This window comes from Escherichia sp. E2748 (assembly GCF_005781125.1).
Lineage (GTDB): Bacteria > Pseudomonadota > Gammaproteobacteria > Enterobacterales > Enterobacteriaceae > Escherichia.
Genome location: NZ_VATP01000022.1, coordinates 51,246 through 66,364 on the forward strand (window position 1 = coordinate 51,246; position 15,119 = coordinate 66,364).

A 15,119-nucleotide genomic window follows, 5' to 3' on the forward strand; every position below is an offset into this window, starting at 1 on the left:
GAATTGTGCGCTTTGTTTATGCCGGATGCGGCGTAAACGCCTTATCCGACCTACAAATTCAATTGATTGCAGAAATTATGTAGGTCTGATAAGCGCAGCGCATCAGGCAATTTTTAATGGCTTTCAGCCCAGGCGCGTTCAATCTCTTCCGCCAGAATCTTCACACCCGCCTCAATTTTCTCCGGCTCTGGTACGTAGTTCATGCGCATACATTGATGTGTATGCGGCCACGGTTTATCCAGCCCTGGGAAGAAGTTGTGGCCCGGCACCATCAGCACGCCGCGCGCTTTCAGGCGCTGATAGAGCTGCTCGGTGGTAATCGGCAAATCCTTAAACCATAACCAGAGGAATATTGCCCCTTCGGGTTTATGAATCAGGCAGCGATCTTCCGGTAAATAGCGGCGAATGATAGCGATAGTCTCCTGAACACGCTGGTAATAGAACGGCTTGATGACCGTTTCTGACAGGCGCAGTAGATCGTTACGCTTAATCATTTCACACATTATCGCCGGACCAATGCCGCCAGGCGCGAGGCTGATAATGCCGTTCATATTGGTGATGGCGGTGATGATTTTTTCATTGGCGATGATAATGCCGCAGCGCGAACCTGGCAGACCCAGCTTGGAAAGGCTCATGCATAGCACGATATTCGGATTCCACAGCGGGCGCGCTTCGCTAAAGATGATGCCCGGGAACGGGACGCCATAGGCGTTATCAATCACCAGCGGGATCCCGTGCTGATTCGCCAGCGCATCCAGCTTCAGCAACTCTTCATCGGTTATCACATTACCTGTTGGGTTCGTCGGTCGCGAGACGCAAATCATCCCCGTCTCTTCGCCAATGCGCAGATGTTCGAAATCGACGTGATATTTAAACTGGCCCTCTGGCAGTAGTTCGATATTCGGACGCGTAGAGACAAACAGATCCTCTTCCAGCCCGGCATCCGCGTAGCCAATGTATTCCGGTGCCAACGGGAACAGTACTTTTTTGATCCGGCCATCGGCACGGCGTCCGGCAAACAGGTTAAATAAGTAGAAAAACGCGCTCTGGCTACCGTTTGTTAGTGCAATATTCTGTGGTTCGATATCCCAACCTAGTTTCTCACGTAGCATCCCGGCAAGTAGCGACAGTAGCTCCGTCTTTCCTTGCGGGCCGTCGTAATTGCACAGCGCATCCGTTGCTTTACCGCTTTCCAGCATGTCGGTCAGCAGTGTCTGGAAGTAATCCTGCATTTCCGGGATCTGCGCCGGATTGCCGCCACCGAGCATAATCGCGCCGGGCGTGCGTAAACCGTCGTTCAGATCTTCCATCAGCAGCGTAATGCCGGAGTGGCGGGTAAATTTGTCACCAAAAAGGGAGAATGTCATAGCGGGATATCTGTCGAACTCTGTAGCAAGGAAGGTAACAATAACGCTACATTTGCCAGGGTGCAAATCACGCTGTTGACGGTGGATTGACACTTTATGCTGTGGTTTTCGGTTAGGATGGTATTTTAGTCTGGGTGGCTTCCCGACGTACTGCCGCACGGGAAGCCGGAAAAGTTACTGTTGCCCCGCCCAGACGACCATCACTTTATCGTCGCCGTGTTCACGGACAAATCCGTAGCCCTGCTTCAGCGAAAGCGCCGTTTGTTTGCCTGCGCCAATGGCTGGATGCCGTGCGCGGAACTGACTGATGCGCTGCCAGTGCGCGACGCTGGTGGCAGATTTACCACTGATATCCTGCCAGTTCATATCAGAACGTGTGCCTTGTAGGGGATCAGAACCGGTGGGACCGAACGGACGTAAGGATTCATCACCGTAAAAGATTTGCACTGCACCTGGCGCGAGTAACAATAACTCTGCTGCTTTGTCGCCCCCTTCGCGGAACAAGCGGGTATCATGCGAGGAGAGATAGCTCAACACATTGAAATCTTGCAATTTCTCGGCCATTTGCTGCCAGGTGGTATCCATCTGCGCCAGGCAATCGACCGCTTTCGCCGCCTGTTCCTGATAATCAAAATTGATCATCGCGTCGAATCCGTGGCGATAGTAGTCGCTTTGCATTACACCATGGCCCCAGGCCTCGCCGGTCATCCAGAAAGGTGTGTCATCTAATGCTTTCTCGGGGTTAGCTTTTTTCCATTCGCGAAGTGCGGCGCTGGCCTGAGTTTTCAGTTGCTGCCAGGCGGGCAACTCAACATGTTTGGCGGTATCGACCCGAAAACCATCAATACCGTAGTCGCGGACCCATTGGCTTAACCAGTGGGTTAAGTAATCGCGCGGCGTATAGCCGTCAATGGCTTTGGCGTGGGTATCCGGTTTGTTTTTATAGAATATCGGCAGACCAGAAGCGGTAGTTGATTCGGTTTTGATATCCGGCAAAAAGGCTAGCGACATGGTGAGATCGTCGAATCCAGGATTGTCGTAATCGCCGATATCGGTACGGATCCAATTTTTCCCCCACCATTTATCCCAGCCTGTTTTGTCGCTGAAATTAATGTAATCGTTAAAGCTATGCCAGGTTTGCCCGGCGGTAGGTTTCCAGTCGCTCCAGTGGTCGCCCAGCGTTTTTTTCAGCTCGTCACCAGAAAGATATAACGCGCCGAACTGAAACTCCTGCATATCCGCCAGCGTGGCATAGCCGGTGTGGTTCATCACCACATCAAAAATAATGCGGATACCGCGCTGGTGCGCGCTATCAACCAGCGTCCGTAGATCGGCTTCGTTGCCCATATTGGCATCAAGATTCGTCCAGTCCTGTGTGTAATATCCGTGGTAGGCATAATGTGGGAAATCGCCTTTTGTACCGCCGCCGACCCAGCCGTGAATTTGCTCAAATGGGGCGCTTATCCATAAAGCATTGACGCCCAGCTGCTGGAGATAATCCAGTTTGTTGGTCAGGCCGCGTAAATCACCGCCGTGGAAAGTGCCAATTTCCTCCATGCCGTCTTTATGACGTCCGTAGCTCTGGTCATTGCTGGGATCGCCGTTTTCGAAACGGTCTGTTAGTACAAAATAAATCGTGGCGTTATGCCAGTTGAAGGGGGCGGATGTGGCGGTTTCTGCCCGTTCCAGCAGTAGCAAGCCGTTACTGGTGGCGGCAGGTTGTAACGTTATTTGGCCATTCTTCACCGTCGCGATTTGCTGGCTGTAATAATCCCGGACTACCGTACCTTCCGGGAAAGTGCCGCTGACATTAAGCGTCAGTGGTTTTCCATCCCATTTGGGGCATTCACGAGCCAGATTCGCTACCGGTTCGGTGGTGTTCTGGACCGAAATCATCAACGTTGGTGTGCCGGAGCGGGTATCTATTTGCAGCGTATATTCACCGTTCCTGAACAATCGCCACTGAGGGGGCGTGCTGTCGCAAGGTTTGAGAGAAAGCATCTGATTGAGTTTTATCGCATCCGCAGGCTGCCAGCATTGTTGGTTAAAATTTAGCGTCAGCGGTCGCGTACCTTTGGTCAGCTGCGCATGACTAACAAATGTTCCTGCACTTTGTTCAGCAAAGGTGGGAAATCCCTGAGATGTCCAGTCGGTGGCAATGGCAACATTGGGCAGGAGTATCAGAAAACAGGCGGCAAGTTTCATAATGGATGAGTCCTTGTTGCTGCGAATTTCACCAGTTTGCCAGTGATAATACTGGTAAAACTCCTCCCTGATGAGGATTGCGCCAGGATGAGACGAAAGGGGGAGTATTTCACCTGAGATTTAAGCTTATTTTTTGCGATAAACCCCACATTTTCTGCGATTTAGCGCCAATCTGAACGGTTAACACGTGACATAGTTTCAGATTTGGACTATTCCTTGGGGTGCTCTTGACAGCTATTTTTGATATGATTTGAGATTCAACTCTCAAATTTGTGAAAAATATAAGGTGTTGGAATGATTAAATCCGACCAGGAGAACTGATGATTTTGACTCCCATACGACGATATGGGGCGATGATTCTTATGTTACTCACTCTGATGTTTTCGAGTGAGGTGTTAGCGAAAACGCACACGACAACAGCGAGTCAAAAGTCCCACATAACCAAAGCTAGTAATAAACAGGTAAGCAGTAAACAAGAGTATTCTCGCAATAGTGCAAAGAGCAGTTCACTTCCTGATTTGCGAAAATACCCTTCCGGAACACCAAGGAAAAAAGCGTTTCTCCGGACCGTAATGCCTTACATTACCAGCCAAAATGCTGCCATTACGGCGGAACGTAACTGGCTGATTTCAAAACAGTACCAGGGCCAATGGTCGCCTGCAGAGCGTGCGCGTCTGAAAGACATCGCCAAACGCTATAAGGTGAAGTGGTCTGGTAATACACGAAAAATCCCGTGGAATACGCTGCTTGAACGCGTAGACATTATCCCGACCAGTATGGTGGCGACGATGGCTGCGGCAGAAAGTGGTTGGGGTACGTCGAAGCTGGCGCGTAACAACAACAACCTGTTTGGCATGAAGTGCATGAAAGGGCGTTGTACCAATGCACCGGGTAAAGTGAAAGGCTACTCACAGTTCAGTTCTGTCAAAGAATCGGTGAGCGCCTATGTCACTAACCTGAATACGCACCCGGCGTACGCTTCGTTCCGTAAATCACGTGCACAATTGCGTAAAGCTGATCAGGAAGTCACCGCCACAGCGATGATTCACAAGCTGAAAGGTTATTCAACGAAGGGACAGAGTTATAACAACTACCTGTTCGCGATGTACCAGGATAACCAGCGGTTAATCGCTGCGCATATGTAATTGCATTCCCTCGAACCTTATCCGACTTGTTGGTCGGATAAGGCTTTTGCTCGCATCAGGTGGTTGTGCTGCGTTACCTGATGCGACGCTGGCGCGTCTTATCATGCCTGGCGGCTTTTCTCCTCCTGCTACAGCAGGACCTCGCTGTTTACATCGCGATACTCTTTCGGCGTTGTGTCATATGCTTTTTTAAATACAGAGTAGAAATATTGCAACGATGGATAACCGCACATTTGCGATATCTCGTTTATTGATAAGGTTGTTGAAATTAGCAGGCTGCGCGCTTTCTCCAGCTTCTCGGCATGAATCATTGCGTGTATGGTTTCGCCCACCTCTTCTTTAAAACGCTTCTCAAGATTGGAGCGTGATATGCCGACAGCGTCCAGTACCTGATCCACTTTAATCCCTTTGCAGGCGTGATTGCGGATGTAATGCATGGCCTGAATAACAGCCGGGTCGGTCAACGAACGGTAATCCGTAGAACGTCGTTCAATGACGCGTACTGGCGGGACCAAAATCCGCTGCAACGGCATCGCTTCTTTATCTAACAACCGATGCAGAAGTTTTGCCGCCTGATAGCCCATTTGCCGAGCCCCCTGGGCAACCGAAGAAAGCGCGACGCGAGAAAGATAGCGGGTCAGCTCTTCGTTATCGATGCCAATTACGCATAATTTTTCCGGTACGGGAATATGCAGATGCTCGCAAACTTGCAGAATATGCCGCGCCCGGGCGTCAGTAACGGCAATAATCCCGGTTTGCGGTGGCAGCGTTTGCAACCAGTCGGCCAACCGGTTTTGCGCGTGCTGCCAGTTTTCTGGCGCAGTTTCCAGTCCCTGATAAACGACACCACGGTACTTTTCTTCGGCAACAAGCTGGCGAAAAGCATATTCGCGTTCGGCTGCCCATCTTTTGCCACTCGACTCCGGCAGACCATAAAAAGCAAAGCGGTTAACGCCTTTTTCTTTTAAATGCAAAAATGCGCTTTCGACCAGCGCATAGTTATCAGTGGCAATGTAATGTACGGGCGGATAGCTTTCTGCCAGGTGATACGAGCCGCCAACCCCGACAATGGGGACGTCGACATCAGCCAACGCTTGCTCGATTTGTTTATCGTCAAAGTCGGCAATAACTCCATCTCCTAACCAGTCCTTGATTTTATCAATGCGGGCGCGAAAATCTTCTTCAATGAAAATATCCCATTCCGATTGTGACGCCTGTAAATATTCCCCCACACCTTCTACAACTTGACGGTCATAGGCTTTATTAGCATTGAACAGTAATGTGATTCGGTGACGTTTAGTAAACATGGTTCTTTTCCTGCTGAATCATGCAAAAACTCAAAACCGGCAACACGTTACCGGTTTTGAGAAAATTTTTATCAAAATCAGGAACGGCGTTTGGTTGCGGAGTCCATCCATACTGCCAGCAACAGAATCGCACCTTTGACGATATACTGCCAGAAGGTCGGAACATCCATCATACTCATGCCGTTATCCAGCGAAGCCATGATGAATGCCCCCATCACAGCCCCCGCAACACTCCCTACGCCGCCAGCCAGACTGGTGCCGCCAATCACGCAGGCTGCAATGGCATCCAGTTCGGCGATATTACCGGCAGAAGGCGAGCCTGCACCAAGCCGTGAACTGAGGATTAACCCCGCGATGGCCACCATCAAACCGTTGATAGCAAACACGACAAGTTTGGTGCGTTCTACGTTAATCCCGGAGAGTCGCGCCGCTTCCAGATTGCCGCCAATAGCGTAAATGCGCCGCCCGAAAGCTGTCCTTGTTGCCATAAACATGCCGCCGAGTAACAGCAACGTCAGCAGCAGGACAGGAGTAGGAACGCCACGGTAATCATTCAGTAGCCAGATTGCGCCTAATACGATGATGGCGGTCAAAGCCTGGCGACCGACCACCGCTGTAGATGCCGGAGACTGTAAACCCAAAGCTTGTCGGCGCATTCTTCCACGCCACTGCCAGCCGACAAAAGCCATTAAGCCAAGCGCGCCAATAATGAAACCGGTGCTGGCGGGTAGATAACTCTGTCCAATTTGTGACATCGCGGCGCTGGTGGGGGAAACCGTCGTACCGTTGGTGATGCCAATGAGGATGCCGCGAAATGCCAACATGCCCGCCAGAGTGACAATAAATGAAGGCACTTTGCGGTACGCGACCCACCAACCATTCCATGCGCCGAGAAGCAGGCCCAGAACCAGCGTCACAATAATGGTGAGCGGCAGAGGCCAGCCTAACCAGACGTCGCAGATAGCGGCGACGCCGCCTAATAGCCCCATCATCGAGCCGACCGAGAGGTCGATTTCGGCAGAAATTATGACGAACACCATCCCTACCGCAAGGATGCCGGTAATCGCGGTCTGGCGCAGCAAGTTGGAGACGTTACGGGCGCTTAAATAGGCGCCGTCAGTAGTCCAGGTAAAGAACAGCATGATGGCGATGATTGCTGCAATCATCACGAAGACTTGTAAATTCAGTGACTTCAGCACAGAGAAGCCACCGGATGTCGGTACGGCTAATTTCACTTCAGACGGATTGCTTTTCGACATGATGTTCGCTCCTCAATGCGGCTTCCATCACCTGCTCCTGAGTCAGGTTATGATTTATCAGGTTGGCTTTTAGTTTTCCTTCATGCATCACCAGTACGCGATCGCTAAGACCAAGTACTTCAGGTAATTCAGAAGAGATGACAATAACGGCGATACCCTGCTGGACGAGTTGGTTAATTAATTTGTAGATCTCGTATTTCGCGCCAATATCGATACCCCTGGTAGGTTCATCAAGAATGAGAATGCGCGGGTTGAGTAACAGACAGCGTGCCAGGATCGCTTTTTGTTGATTGCCGCCGCTTAAACGTCCAATAGCAAGTTCCGGAGACGACGTTTTCACTTTGAGTCGCTGGATTGATTCCAGAATACATTTTTGCTCTGCGGCATCATCAAGCTGGCTAATACCCCCGGTAAATTTACTGAGTGCGGCGAGGGTAATATTTTTACCAACTGCCATTACCGGAACGATGCCATCACGCTTTCTATCTTCTGGCACCATTGCAATACCCTGGGAGATGGCGTGCTGGCAATTACGAATATCCACTTGTTTGCCATCAATATAGATTTTCCCTTCCCATTGTCCGGGCCAAACGCCAAAAAGGCATTGAATAGTTTCGGTGCGACCAGCGCCGACCAGTCCAGCAATCCCCAGTATTTCGCCACGTTTCAGGGAAAACGAGACATCGTTAACCCGTTTAATATGACGATTAACCGGATGCCATGCCGTCAGATGTTCTATGCGTAATATTTCATCGCCAGTGGTATGTGGTTCGTTTGGGTACAGTGCCGTTAATTCTCGCCCAACCATCATGGTGATAATATCGTCTTCGCTCATTCCGGCTGCATCACGCGTACCTATGTGCTGACCGTCGCGAATAACACAAATTGTGTCGGAAATCGCTTTGACTTCGTTGAGCTTGTGAGAAATATAGATACATGCGATGCCGTGTTGTTGCAGATCGCGAATAATATCCAGTAAAACTGTGGTTTCCAGCTCAGTTAATGAGGCTGTTGGTTCATCGAGAATTAATAAACGCACCTGTTTATTTAGTGCCTTGGCAATTTCAACGAGTTGTTGTTGCCCAAGCCCTAAATCACCCACGCGGGTATCTGGTGAAATGGATAAGCTGACTTGCGCTAACAGTTTCTGACAGCGTAGCGTCATCAGGTCATAATCCATGACTCCATTGCGTGTTATCTCATTGCCAAGAAAGATATTTTCCAGCACGGTCAACTCTTTCACCAATGCTAATTCCTGGTGAATGATGGCAATACCTTTGCGTTCGGTATCGCGGATGTGACTTGCCTGTATTACTTCACCAGCAAAAGTAATTTCGCCTTCGTAACTGCCAAAGGGATAAATTCCGCATAGCACTTTCATTAATGTTGATTTACCAGAACCGTTCTCACCGCAAAGTGAGACGATCTCACCAGCATTTAGCCGTAAACTGACGTTATCTATCGCCTTTACGCTGCCGAAAGTTTTGGTAATGCTCTTCATTTCAAGTAGATAAGACATAACGACTCCACCTAAGCCAATCAGTTCATGCGGCATGGAGAGAAATCACGTCCCCGTTGTCGACAGGGACGTAACGCTTAAAGCTCGCTCTCCTTGTGGAAACCGTCTTTAATCACCGTGTCTTTGATGTTGTTTTTATTCACATCAATAGGTGTCAGCAGGCGGGATGGAACATCTTTCAGCCCATTATTCAGCGTGGTATCTGCTTTAGGTTGTTGATCGTTACCCAGTTCAACGGCAATTTCCGCGGCAGTATTTGCCAGAAGAGTAATCGGTTTATACACCGTCATGGTTTGCGTACCCGCAGCAATACGTTTAATGCCGGCGAGATCCGCATCCTGACCGGAAATGGCGACTTTCCCTGACAAACCTTGCGCGCTTAATGCCTGAATAGCCCCGCCAGCAGTAGCATCGTTAGAAGCAACAACAGCGTCAATTTTGTTATTGTTGGCGGTCAACGCGTTTTCCATAATTTTCAGCGCGTTTTCTGGTAACCAGCCATCAACCCATTGGTCGCCTACGACTTTAATTTTCCCGGAGTCGACGTAAGGTTTTAATACTTTCATTTGCCCGGCGCGGAAAAGCTTAGCGTTGTTATCCACCGGAGAGCCGCCCATCAGGAAATAATTTCCTTGCGGGACGATATCGACCAGCGCTTTTGCTTGTAGTTCGCCCACTTTTTCGTTATCGAAAGAAATATAAAAGTCGATATCAGCATCATTAATCATGCGGTCGTAAGCTAATACTTTAATGCCTTCTTGTTTTGCTTCTTTTACAACGTTACTTAATACCTGTCCGTTATACGGAATAATGACAAGAACATCGACTCCCCGGTTAATCATGTTTTCAATCTGCGACATTTGAGTTTCTTCGTTGCCATTTGCAGACTGCACAAATACTTTTGCGCCGAGAGATTCAGCTTTTTTCACGAAAATATCCCGGTCTTTCTGCCAGCGCTCAAGACGGAGATCATCAATAGCCATACCAATTTTGACTTCTTTAGCATGTGCCGCAACGTTGGTTAGCAGAAGTGAGGTGCACAGGGTGAGTAAAATGTTCTTTATTTTCATGGTTCAGAGGCCTTCTTTTGTTAGAGGGTAGCTTTAAAAAGTAACAATCACCGCGTTAAACGTGACCAATTTTTAGCAACTAAATGGGGGAAAACAATTACAGATTTTTATCTTTCGATTACGATTTTTCGTTTATTTCTTGATTTATGACCGAGATCTTATTTTTGTTGGTTAATCGAATTTGTTGCATTTTTCTCTTCGAGTAATTACCCAATTTCATCATTCCATTTTATTTTGCGAGCGAGCGCACACTTGTGAATTATCTCAATAGCAGTGTGAAATAACATAATTGAGCAACTTAAAGGGAGTGCCCAATATTACGACATCATCCATTACCCGCGGCATTACCTGATTATGGAGTTCATTATGCAAGCTTATTTTGACCAGCTCGATCGCGTTCGTTATGAAGGCCCGAAATCCTCTAACCCGTTAGCATTCCGTCACTACAACCCCGACGAATTGGTGTTGGGTAAGCGTATGGAAGACCATTTGCGTTTTGCTGCTTGCTACTGGCACACCTTCTGCTGGAACGGGGCGGATATGTTTGGCGTAGGCGCGTTTAACCGTCCCTGGCAGCAACCTGGCGAGGCGCTGGCATTGGCGAAGCGTAAAGCAGATGTCGCATTTGAGTTTTTCCACAAATTACATGTGCCTTTTTATTGTTTCCACGATGTGGACGTTTCCCCGGAAGGCGCATCGTTAAAAGAGTACATCAATAACTTTGCGCAAATGGTCGATGTGCTGGCAGGTAAACAAGAAGAGAGCGGCGTGAAACTGCTGTGGGGAACCGCTAACTGCTTTACTAACCCACGTTATGGTGCGGGCGCAGCTACGAATCCCGACCCGGAAGTTTTCAGCTGGGCAGCAACACAAGTCGTTACGGCGATGGAAGCGACGCATAAACTGGGTGGTGAAAACTATGTATTGTGGGGCGGTCGCGAAGGTTACGAAACGCTGCTGAATACCGATTTGCGTCAGGAGCGTGAACAGATTGGCCGCTTTATGCAGATGGTGGTTGAGCATAAACATAAAATCGGTTTCCAGGGTACCCTGCTTATCGAACCGAAACCGCAAGAGCCGACCAAACATCAATATGATTACGATGCCGCGACGGTCTACGGCTTCCTGAAGCAGTTTGGCCTGGAAAAAGAGATTAAACTGAATATTGAAGCAAACCATGCAACGTTGGCGGGTCACTCTTTCCACCATGAAATTGCCACCGCCATTGCGCTTGGTCTGTTCGGTTCTGTCGATGCTAACCGTGGTGACGCGCAGTTGGGCTGGGATACCGACCAGTTCCCGAACAGCGTGGAAGAAAATGCGCTGGTGATGTATGAAATTCTCAAAGCGGGTGGTTTTACCACCGGTGGTTTGAACTTCGATGCCAAAGTACGTCGTCAGAGCACCGATAAATATGACCTGTTCTACGGTCATATTGGCGCGATGGATACGATGGCACTGGCGCTGAAAATTGCAGCACGCATGATTGAAGACGGTGAGCTGGATAAACGCGTAGCGCAACGTTATTCCGGCTGGAATAGCGAACTGGGCCAGCAAATTCTGAAAGGCCAAATGTCACTGGCGGATTTAGCAAAATATGCCCAGGAACATAATCTTGCACCGGTGCATCAGAGTGGTCGCCAGGAGCAGTTAGAAAATCTGGTAACCCATTATCTGTTCGACAAATAACGGCTAACTGTGCAGTCCGTTGGCCCGGTTATCGGTAGCGATACCGGGCATTTTTAAGGAACGATCGCTATGTATATCGGGATAGATCTTGGCACATCGGGCGTGAAAGTCATTCTGCTCAACAAACAGGGTGAGGTAATTGCTTCACAAACAGAAAAACTAACCGTTTCGCGCCCACATCCCCTCTGGTCGGAACAAGACCCGGAACAGTGGTGGCAGGCAACTGATCGTGCAGTGAGAACACTTGCGCGACAATGTTCTTTGCAAGAGGTTAAGGCGTTAGGTATTGCCGGACAGATGCACGGAGCAACGTTACTTGATGCTCGGCAGCAGGTATTACGTCCAGCGATTTTGTGGAATGACGGGCGCTGTGCGCAAGAGTGCGCTTTGCTTGAAGCACGAGTCCCGGATTCGCGCGCTATAACCGGCAACCTGATGATGCCCGGATTTACCGCGCCTAAGCTGCTGTGGGTGCAACGCCATGAGCCAGATATATTCCGTCAGGTAGACAAAGTTTTATTGCCAAAAGATTATTTGCGTCTGCGTATGACCGGAGAGTTTGCCAGTGATATGTCTGATGCGGCAGGCACCATGTGGCTGGATGTCGCGAAGCGTGACTGGAGTGATGTCATGCTGCAAGCTTGCCAGCTGTCCCGTGACCAGATGCCAGCATTATACGAAGGCAGTGAAGTTACTGGGACTTTGCTACCCGAGGTGGCAAAAGCATGGGGAATGGCGGCAGTGCCCGTTGTAGCGGGCGGCGGCGATAATGCGGCTGGCGCGGTTGGTGTGGGTATGGTTGATGCCAACCAGGCAATGCTGTCGCTGGGAACTTCTGGTGTTTATTTTGCGGTGAGCGAAGGGTTCTTAAGCAAGCCGGAAAGCGCCGTACACAGCTTTTGCCATGCATTACCACAGCGTTGGCATTTAATGTCGGTGATGTTGAGTGCGGCATCGTGTCTGGATTGGGCCGCGAAATTAACCGGCCTGAGCAATGTTCCAGCCTTAATTGCAGCTGCGCAACAGGCAGATGAAAGTGCCGAGCCAATCTGGTTTTTGCCTTATCTTTCCGGCGAGCGTACCCCGCACAATAATCCACAGGCGAAGGGGGTTTTCTTTGGCCTGACCCATCAACACGGCCCTAATGAACTGGCGCGAGCAGTGCTGGAAGGCGTGGGTTATGCGCTGGCCGACGGCATGGATGTCGTGCACGCCTGCGGTATTAAACCGCAAAGTATTACCCTGATTGGTGGTGGAGCGCGTAGTGAGTACTGGCGTCAGATGCTGGCGGATATCAGCGGTCAGCAGTTGGATTACCGCACGGGTGGTGATGTAGGACCTGCACTGGGCGCAGCAAGGTTGGCGCAGATTGCGGTGAATCCAGATAAATCACTCAGTGAATTGTTGCCGCAACTGCCGTTAGAGCAGTCGCATATGCCGAACGCGCAGCATCATGCCGCTTATCAGCCACGACGCGAAACATTCCGTCGTCTCTACCAGCAACTTCTGCCACTAATGGCGTAAACTTATCCCCTGCCTGACCGGGCAGGGATAATTCCTGTCTATATAAATTATCAATTCATTAGTATTCAATATGAATTTATTCTGAAAATCATTTGTTAATGGTATTTTTCAGTTTTGTCTTTCGTTGGTTAATCGTAATGTATCGCTGGTAGATACGGAGATCATTATGAAAACCTCAAAGACTGTGGCAAAACTATTATTCGTTGTCGGGGCGTTGGTTTATCTGGTTGGGCTATGGATCTCATGCCCATTGTTAAGCGGCAAAGGCTATTTTCTCGGTGTGTTAATGGCGGGAACGTTTGGCAATTATGCTTATCTTCGTGCTGAAAAACTCGGGCAACTGGATGACATGTTTATTCGCATCTGCCAGTTAGTTGCGTTAATCACTATCGGTCTGTTGTTTATCGGTGTTTTAAATGCACCTATCAATGCTTATGAAATGGTGATCTACCCCATCGCCTTTTTTGTCTGCTTGTTTGGTCAAATGCGTTTGTTTCGCTCGGCATGAGCAACATAAAGCTCTTACACATTCAGGAATGAAAGGAATACTGTGATGGAAAACAAAATATCAACCTATTCTCCAGCATTTAGCATTGTGTCATGGATAGCGCTTGGCGGCGGTATTGTTACCTATTTATTAGGGCTATGGAATGCGGAAATGCAGTTAAATGAAAAAGGATATTACTTTGCTGTTCTGGTGTTAGGACTATTTTCAGCCGCATCTTATCAAAAAACTGTGCGGGACAAATATGAAGGCATCCCCACTACATCCATTTATTATATGACCTGCCTGGTTGTCTTTATCATTTCTGTTGCATTACTGATAGTTGGTCTGTGGAATGCAACATTATTACTCAGCGAAAAAGGGTTTTATGGTCTGGCCTTCTTTTTAAGTTTGTTTGGTGCAGTAGCAGTGCAGAAGAATATTCGTGATGCTGGAGTTAATCCATCAAAAGAAACTGTGGTTGTTCAGGAAGAATATAGCGAATAATCCTTGTAAGCCCGGTCAGTGTGACCGGGCTTTTGCTCAACTTACGAATCTGTTGCGGTCGATTCGTTGCACCAGCACAGAAAGTAATAAGCTTGTGGCCAGCGTGGCGCAGAAGATCCAGATAATATCCAGTATTGGCCAGTTTTTAAGCTCAATCCCCCGGGTACGCAGCGCATGGATAATCAATGCGTGGAACCCGTATATACCTAAAGAATGGCGTGATATCAGCCCAAGCCCGGGAACAGTGCGTGTATCCAGCGTATTTTTTACCAGCGTCAGTAACGCGATTGCACAGATAAAAACCATCGGTCCGCAATAGAGATACCAGGTATCGGCAAAATTTCCTCGCCACTGTAATTCATATAATGTCCCGCGAGAGATAATAAATACCCCCGCAACAAACAGCGTGGCGCTCACCCACGACAGTGATTTATGTTGCGTATCCATCATGCCAATGGCGCGGCCCAACATGCCATACAGGATGTAGTAAAAAGTATCGCCATTGATATATAAGTTAATCGGTAGCCATTCGAAGCCGTCAATCTTCTGTGGCACTGTGTTTGGGTTAGCGATGATGCCAATCACCACCATGAGTACCAGCAACATTTTACCGCTAACATTTTTCACCTGAACCAGCGGCGAAACCAGATAAATCACCGCAATCGCGAAGAAAAACCATAAGTGATAAAACACAGGCTTTTGTAGCAGGTTTCTCAGCGCTAACTCCACATTGATAGCGGTAAAAAGCGCAATGTAGATCAACGCGATGACACTATAAAACAGCAGGCATAAGCCAATACGCAAAAAATGACGCGGCTGGGCACTACGTTCGCCAAAAAAGAGATAGCCGGAAATCATGAAAAATAGCGGCACGCTGACACGGGAGGCAGAATTTAGAACATTCGCGATACCCCAGGTTACGGGGCTAACGCTATGGGCGTTGATTACATACCAGGTGGTGGTATGAATCATCACCACCATTAAACAGGCTATCCCTCGCAGGTTATCAATCCAATAAATTTTGGGCTGCATCTGTGTCTCTG

12 protein-coding genes are annotated in these 15,119 nt (G+C 48.9%); 5 read left to right on the plus strand and 7 right to left on the minus strand.

All coding sequences use genetic code 11. The features are described from left to right. Window positions 1–113: 113 nt before the first annotated feature. The gene (avtA, locus tag FEK42_RS17725) at window positions 114–1,367 is read right to left on the minus strand and encodes a valine--pyruvate transaminase (RefSeq protein ID WP_130260106.1); all 1,254 of its coding nucleotides are present in this window, start codon (window positions 1,365–1,367) and stop codon (window positions 114–116) included. A gap of 174 nt (window positions 1,368–1,541) precedes the next feature. Then, window positions 1,542–3,572, minus strand: coding sequence for an alpha-amylase (gene malS / locus FEK42_RS17730; RefSeq protein ID WP_138211906.1), 2,031 nt, complete (start codon window positions 3,570–3,572; stop codon window positions 1,542–1,544). A gap of 320 nt (window positions 3,573–3,892) precedes the next feature. Between malS and FEK42_RS17735 the strand changes: the two genes are divergently transcribed. Beyond that, window positions 3,893–4,717: a protein bax gene (locus FEK42_RS17735; protein WP_032337158.1), complete on the plus strand. Its 825-nt coding sequence runs from the start codon at window positions 3,893–3,895 to the stop codon at window positions 4,715–4,717. A 128-nt stretch (window positions 4,718–4,845) separates the two neighbouring features. On the opposite strand, the gene xylR is transcribed toward FEK42_RS17735, so the two are convergent. The 4 genes from xylR to xylF form a co-directional block, all read right to left on the minus strand. Continuing rightward, a complete protein-coding gene (gene xylR, locus FEK42_RS17740; RefSeq protein WP_130210034.1) occupies window positions 4,846–6,024 on the minus strand; it encodes a D-xylose utilization transcriptional activator XylR in 1,179 nt (392 codons plus the stop codon). Window positions 6,025–6,101: 77 nt separating this feature from the next. Then, complete coding sequence (gene xylH, locus FEK42_RS17745; protein WP_130210036.1) at window positions 6,102–7,283, minus strand: xylose ABC transporter permease XylH; 1,182 nt, start codon at window positions 7,281–7,283, stop codon at window positions 6,102–6,104. Further along, window positions 7,261–8,802 carry a D-xylose ABC transporter ATP-binding protein gene (xylG, locus tag FEK42_RS17750; protein WP_131161471.1) on the minus strand — a complete coding sequence of 514 codons (1,542 nt, stop codon included), beginning with the start codon at window positions 8,800–8,802 and terminating at the stop codon, window positions 7,261–7,263. Before xylG ends, xylH begins: the two co-directional genes overlap by 23 nt. Window positions 8,803–8,879: 77 nt before the next feature. After that, window positions 8,880–9,872 (minus strand): D-xylose ABC transporter substrate-binding protein, encoded by a 993-nt coding sequence (xylF, locus tag FEK42_RS17755; RefSeq protein WP_130210040.1) that lies wholly within the window; start codon window positions 9,870–9,872, stop codon window positions 8,880–8,882. Between the two features lie 366 nt (window positions 9,873–10,238). Here xylF and xylA point away from each other — a divergent pair, with 366 nt between their 5' ends. The 4 genes from xylA (at window position 10,239) to yiaA (ending at window position 14,076) form a co-directional block, all read left to right on the plus strand. Then, complete coding sequence (xylA, locus tag FEK42_RS17760; RefSeq protein WP_135493123.1) at window positions 10,239–11,561, plus strand: xylose isomerase; 1,323 nt, start codon at window positions 10,239–10,241, stop codon at window positions 11,559–11,561. 69 nt (window positions 11,562–11,630) lie between these two features. Further along, entirely contained in the window at window positions 11,631–13,085 is a 1,455-nt protein-coding gene (gene xylB / locus FEK42_RS17765) for a xylulokinase (RefSeq protein WP_131161473.1), read from the plus strand. 166 nt (window positions 13,086–13,251) lie between these two features. Further along, complete coding sequence (gene yiaB / locus FEK42_RS17770; RefSeq protein ID WP_135493122.1) at window positions 13,252–13,593, plus strand: inner membrane protein YiaB; 342 nt, start codon at window positions 13,252–13,254, stop codon at window positions 13,591–13,593. A gap of 45 nt (window positions 13,594–13,638) precedes the next feature. Next, window positions 13,639–14,076, plus strand: a complete 438-nt coding sequence (gene yiaA, locus FEK42_RS17775; protein ID WP_135410550.1) for an inner membrane protein YiaA — start codon at window positions 13,639–13,641, stop codon at window positions 14,074–14,076. A 36-nt stretch (window positions 14,077–14,112) separates the two neighbouring features. Here yiaA and FEK42_RS17780 read toward each other — a convergent pair whose 3' ends face one another. Beyond that, window positions 14,113–15,108, minus strand: coding sequence for an acyltransferase (locus tag FEK42_RS17780; RefSeq protein ID WP_135493121.1), 996 nt, complete (start codon window positions 15,106–15,108; stop codon window positions 14,113–14,115). Window positions 15,109–15,119 lie beyond the last annotated feature (11 nt).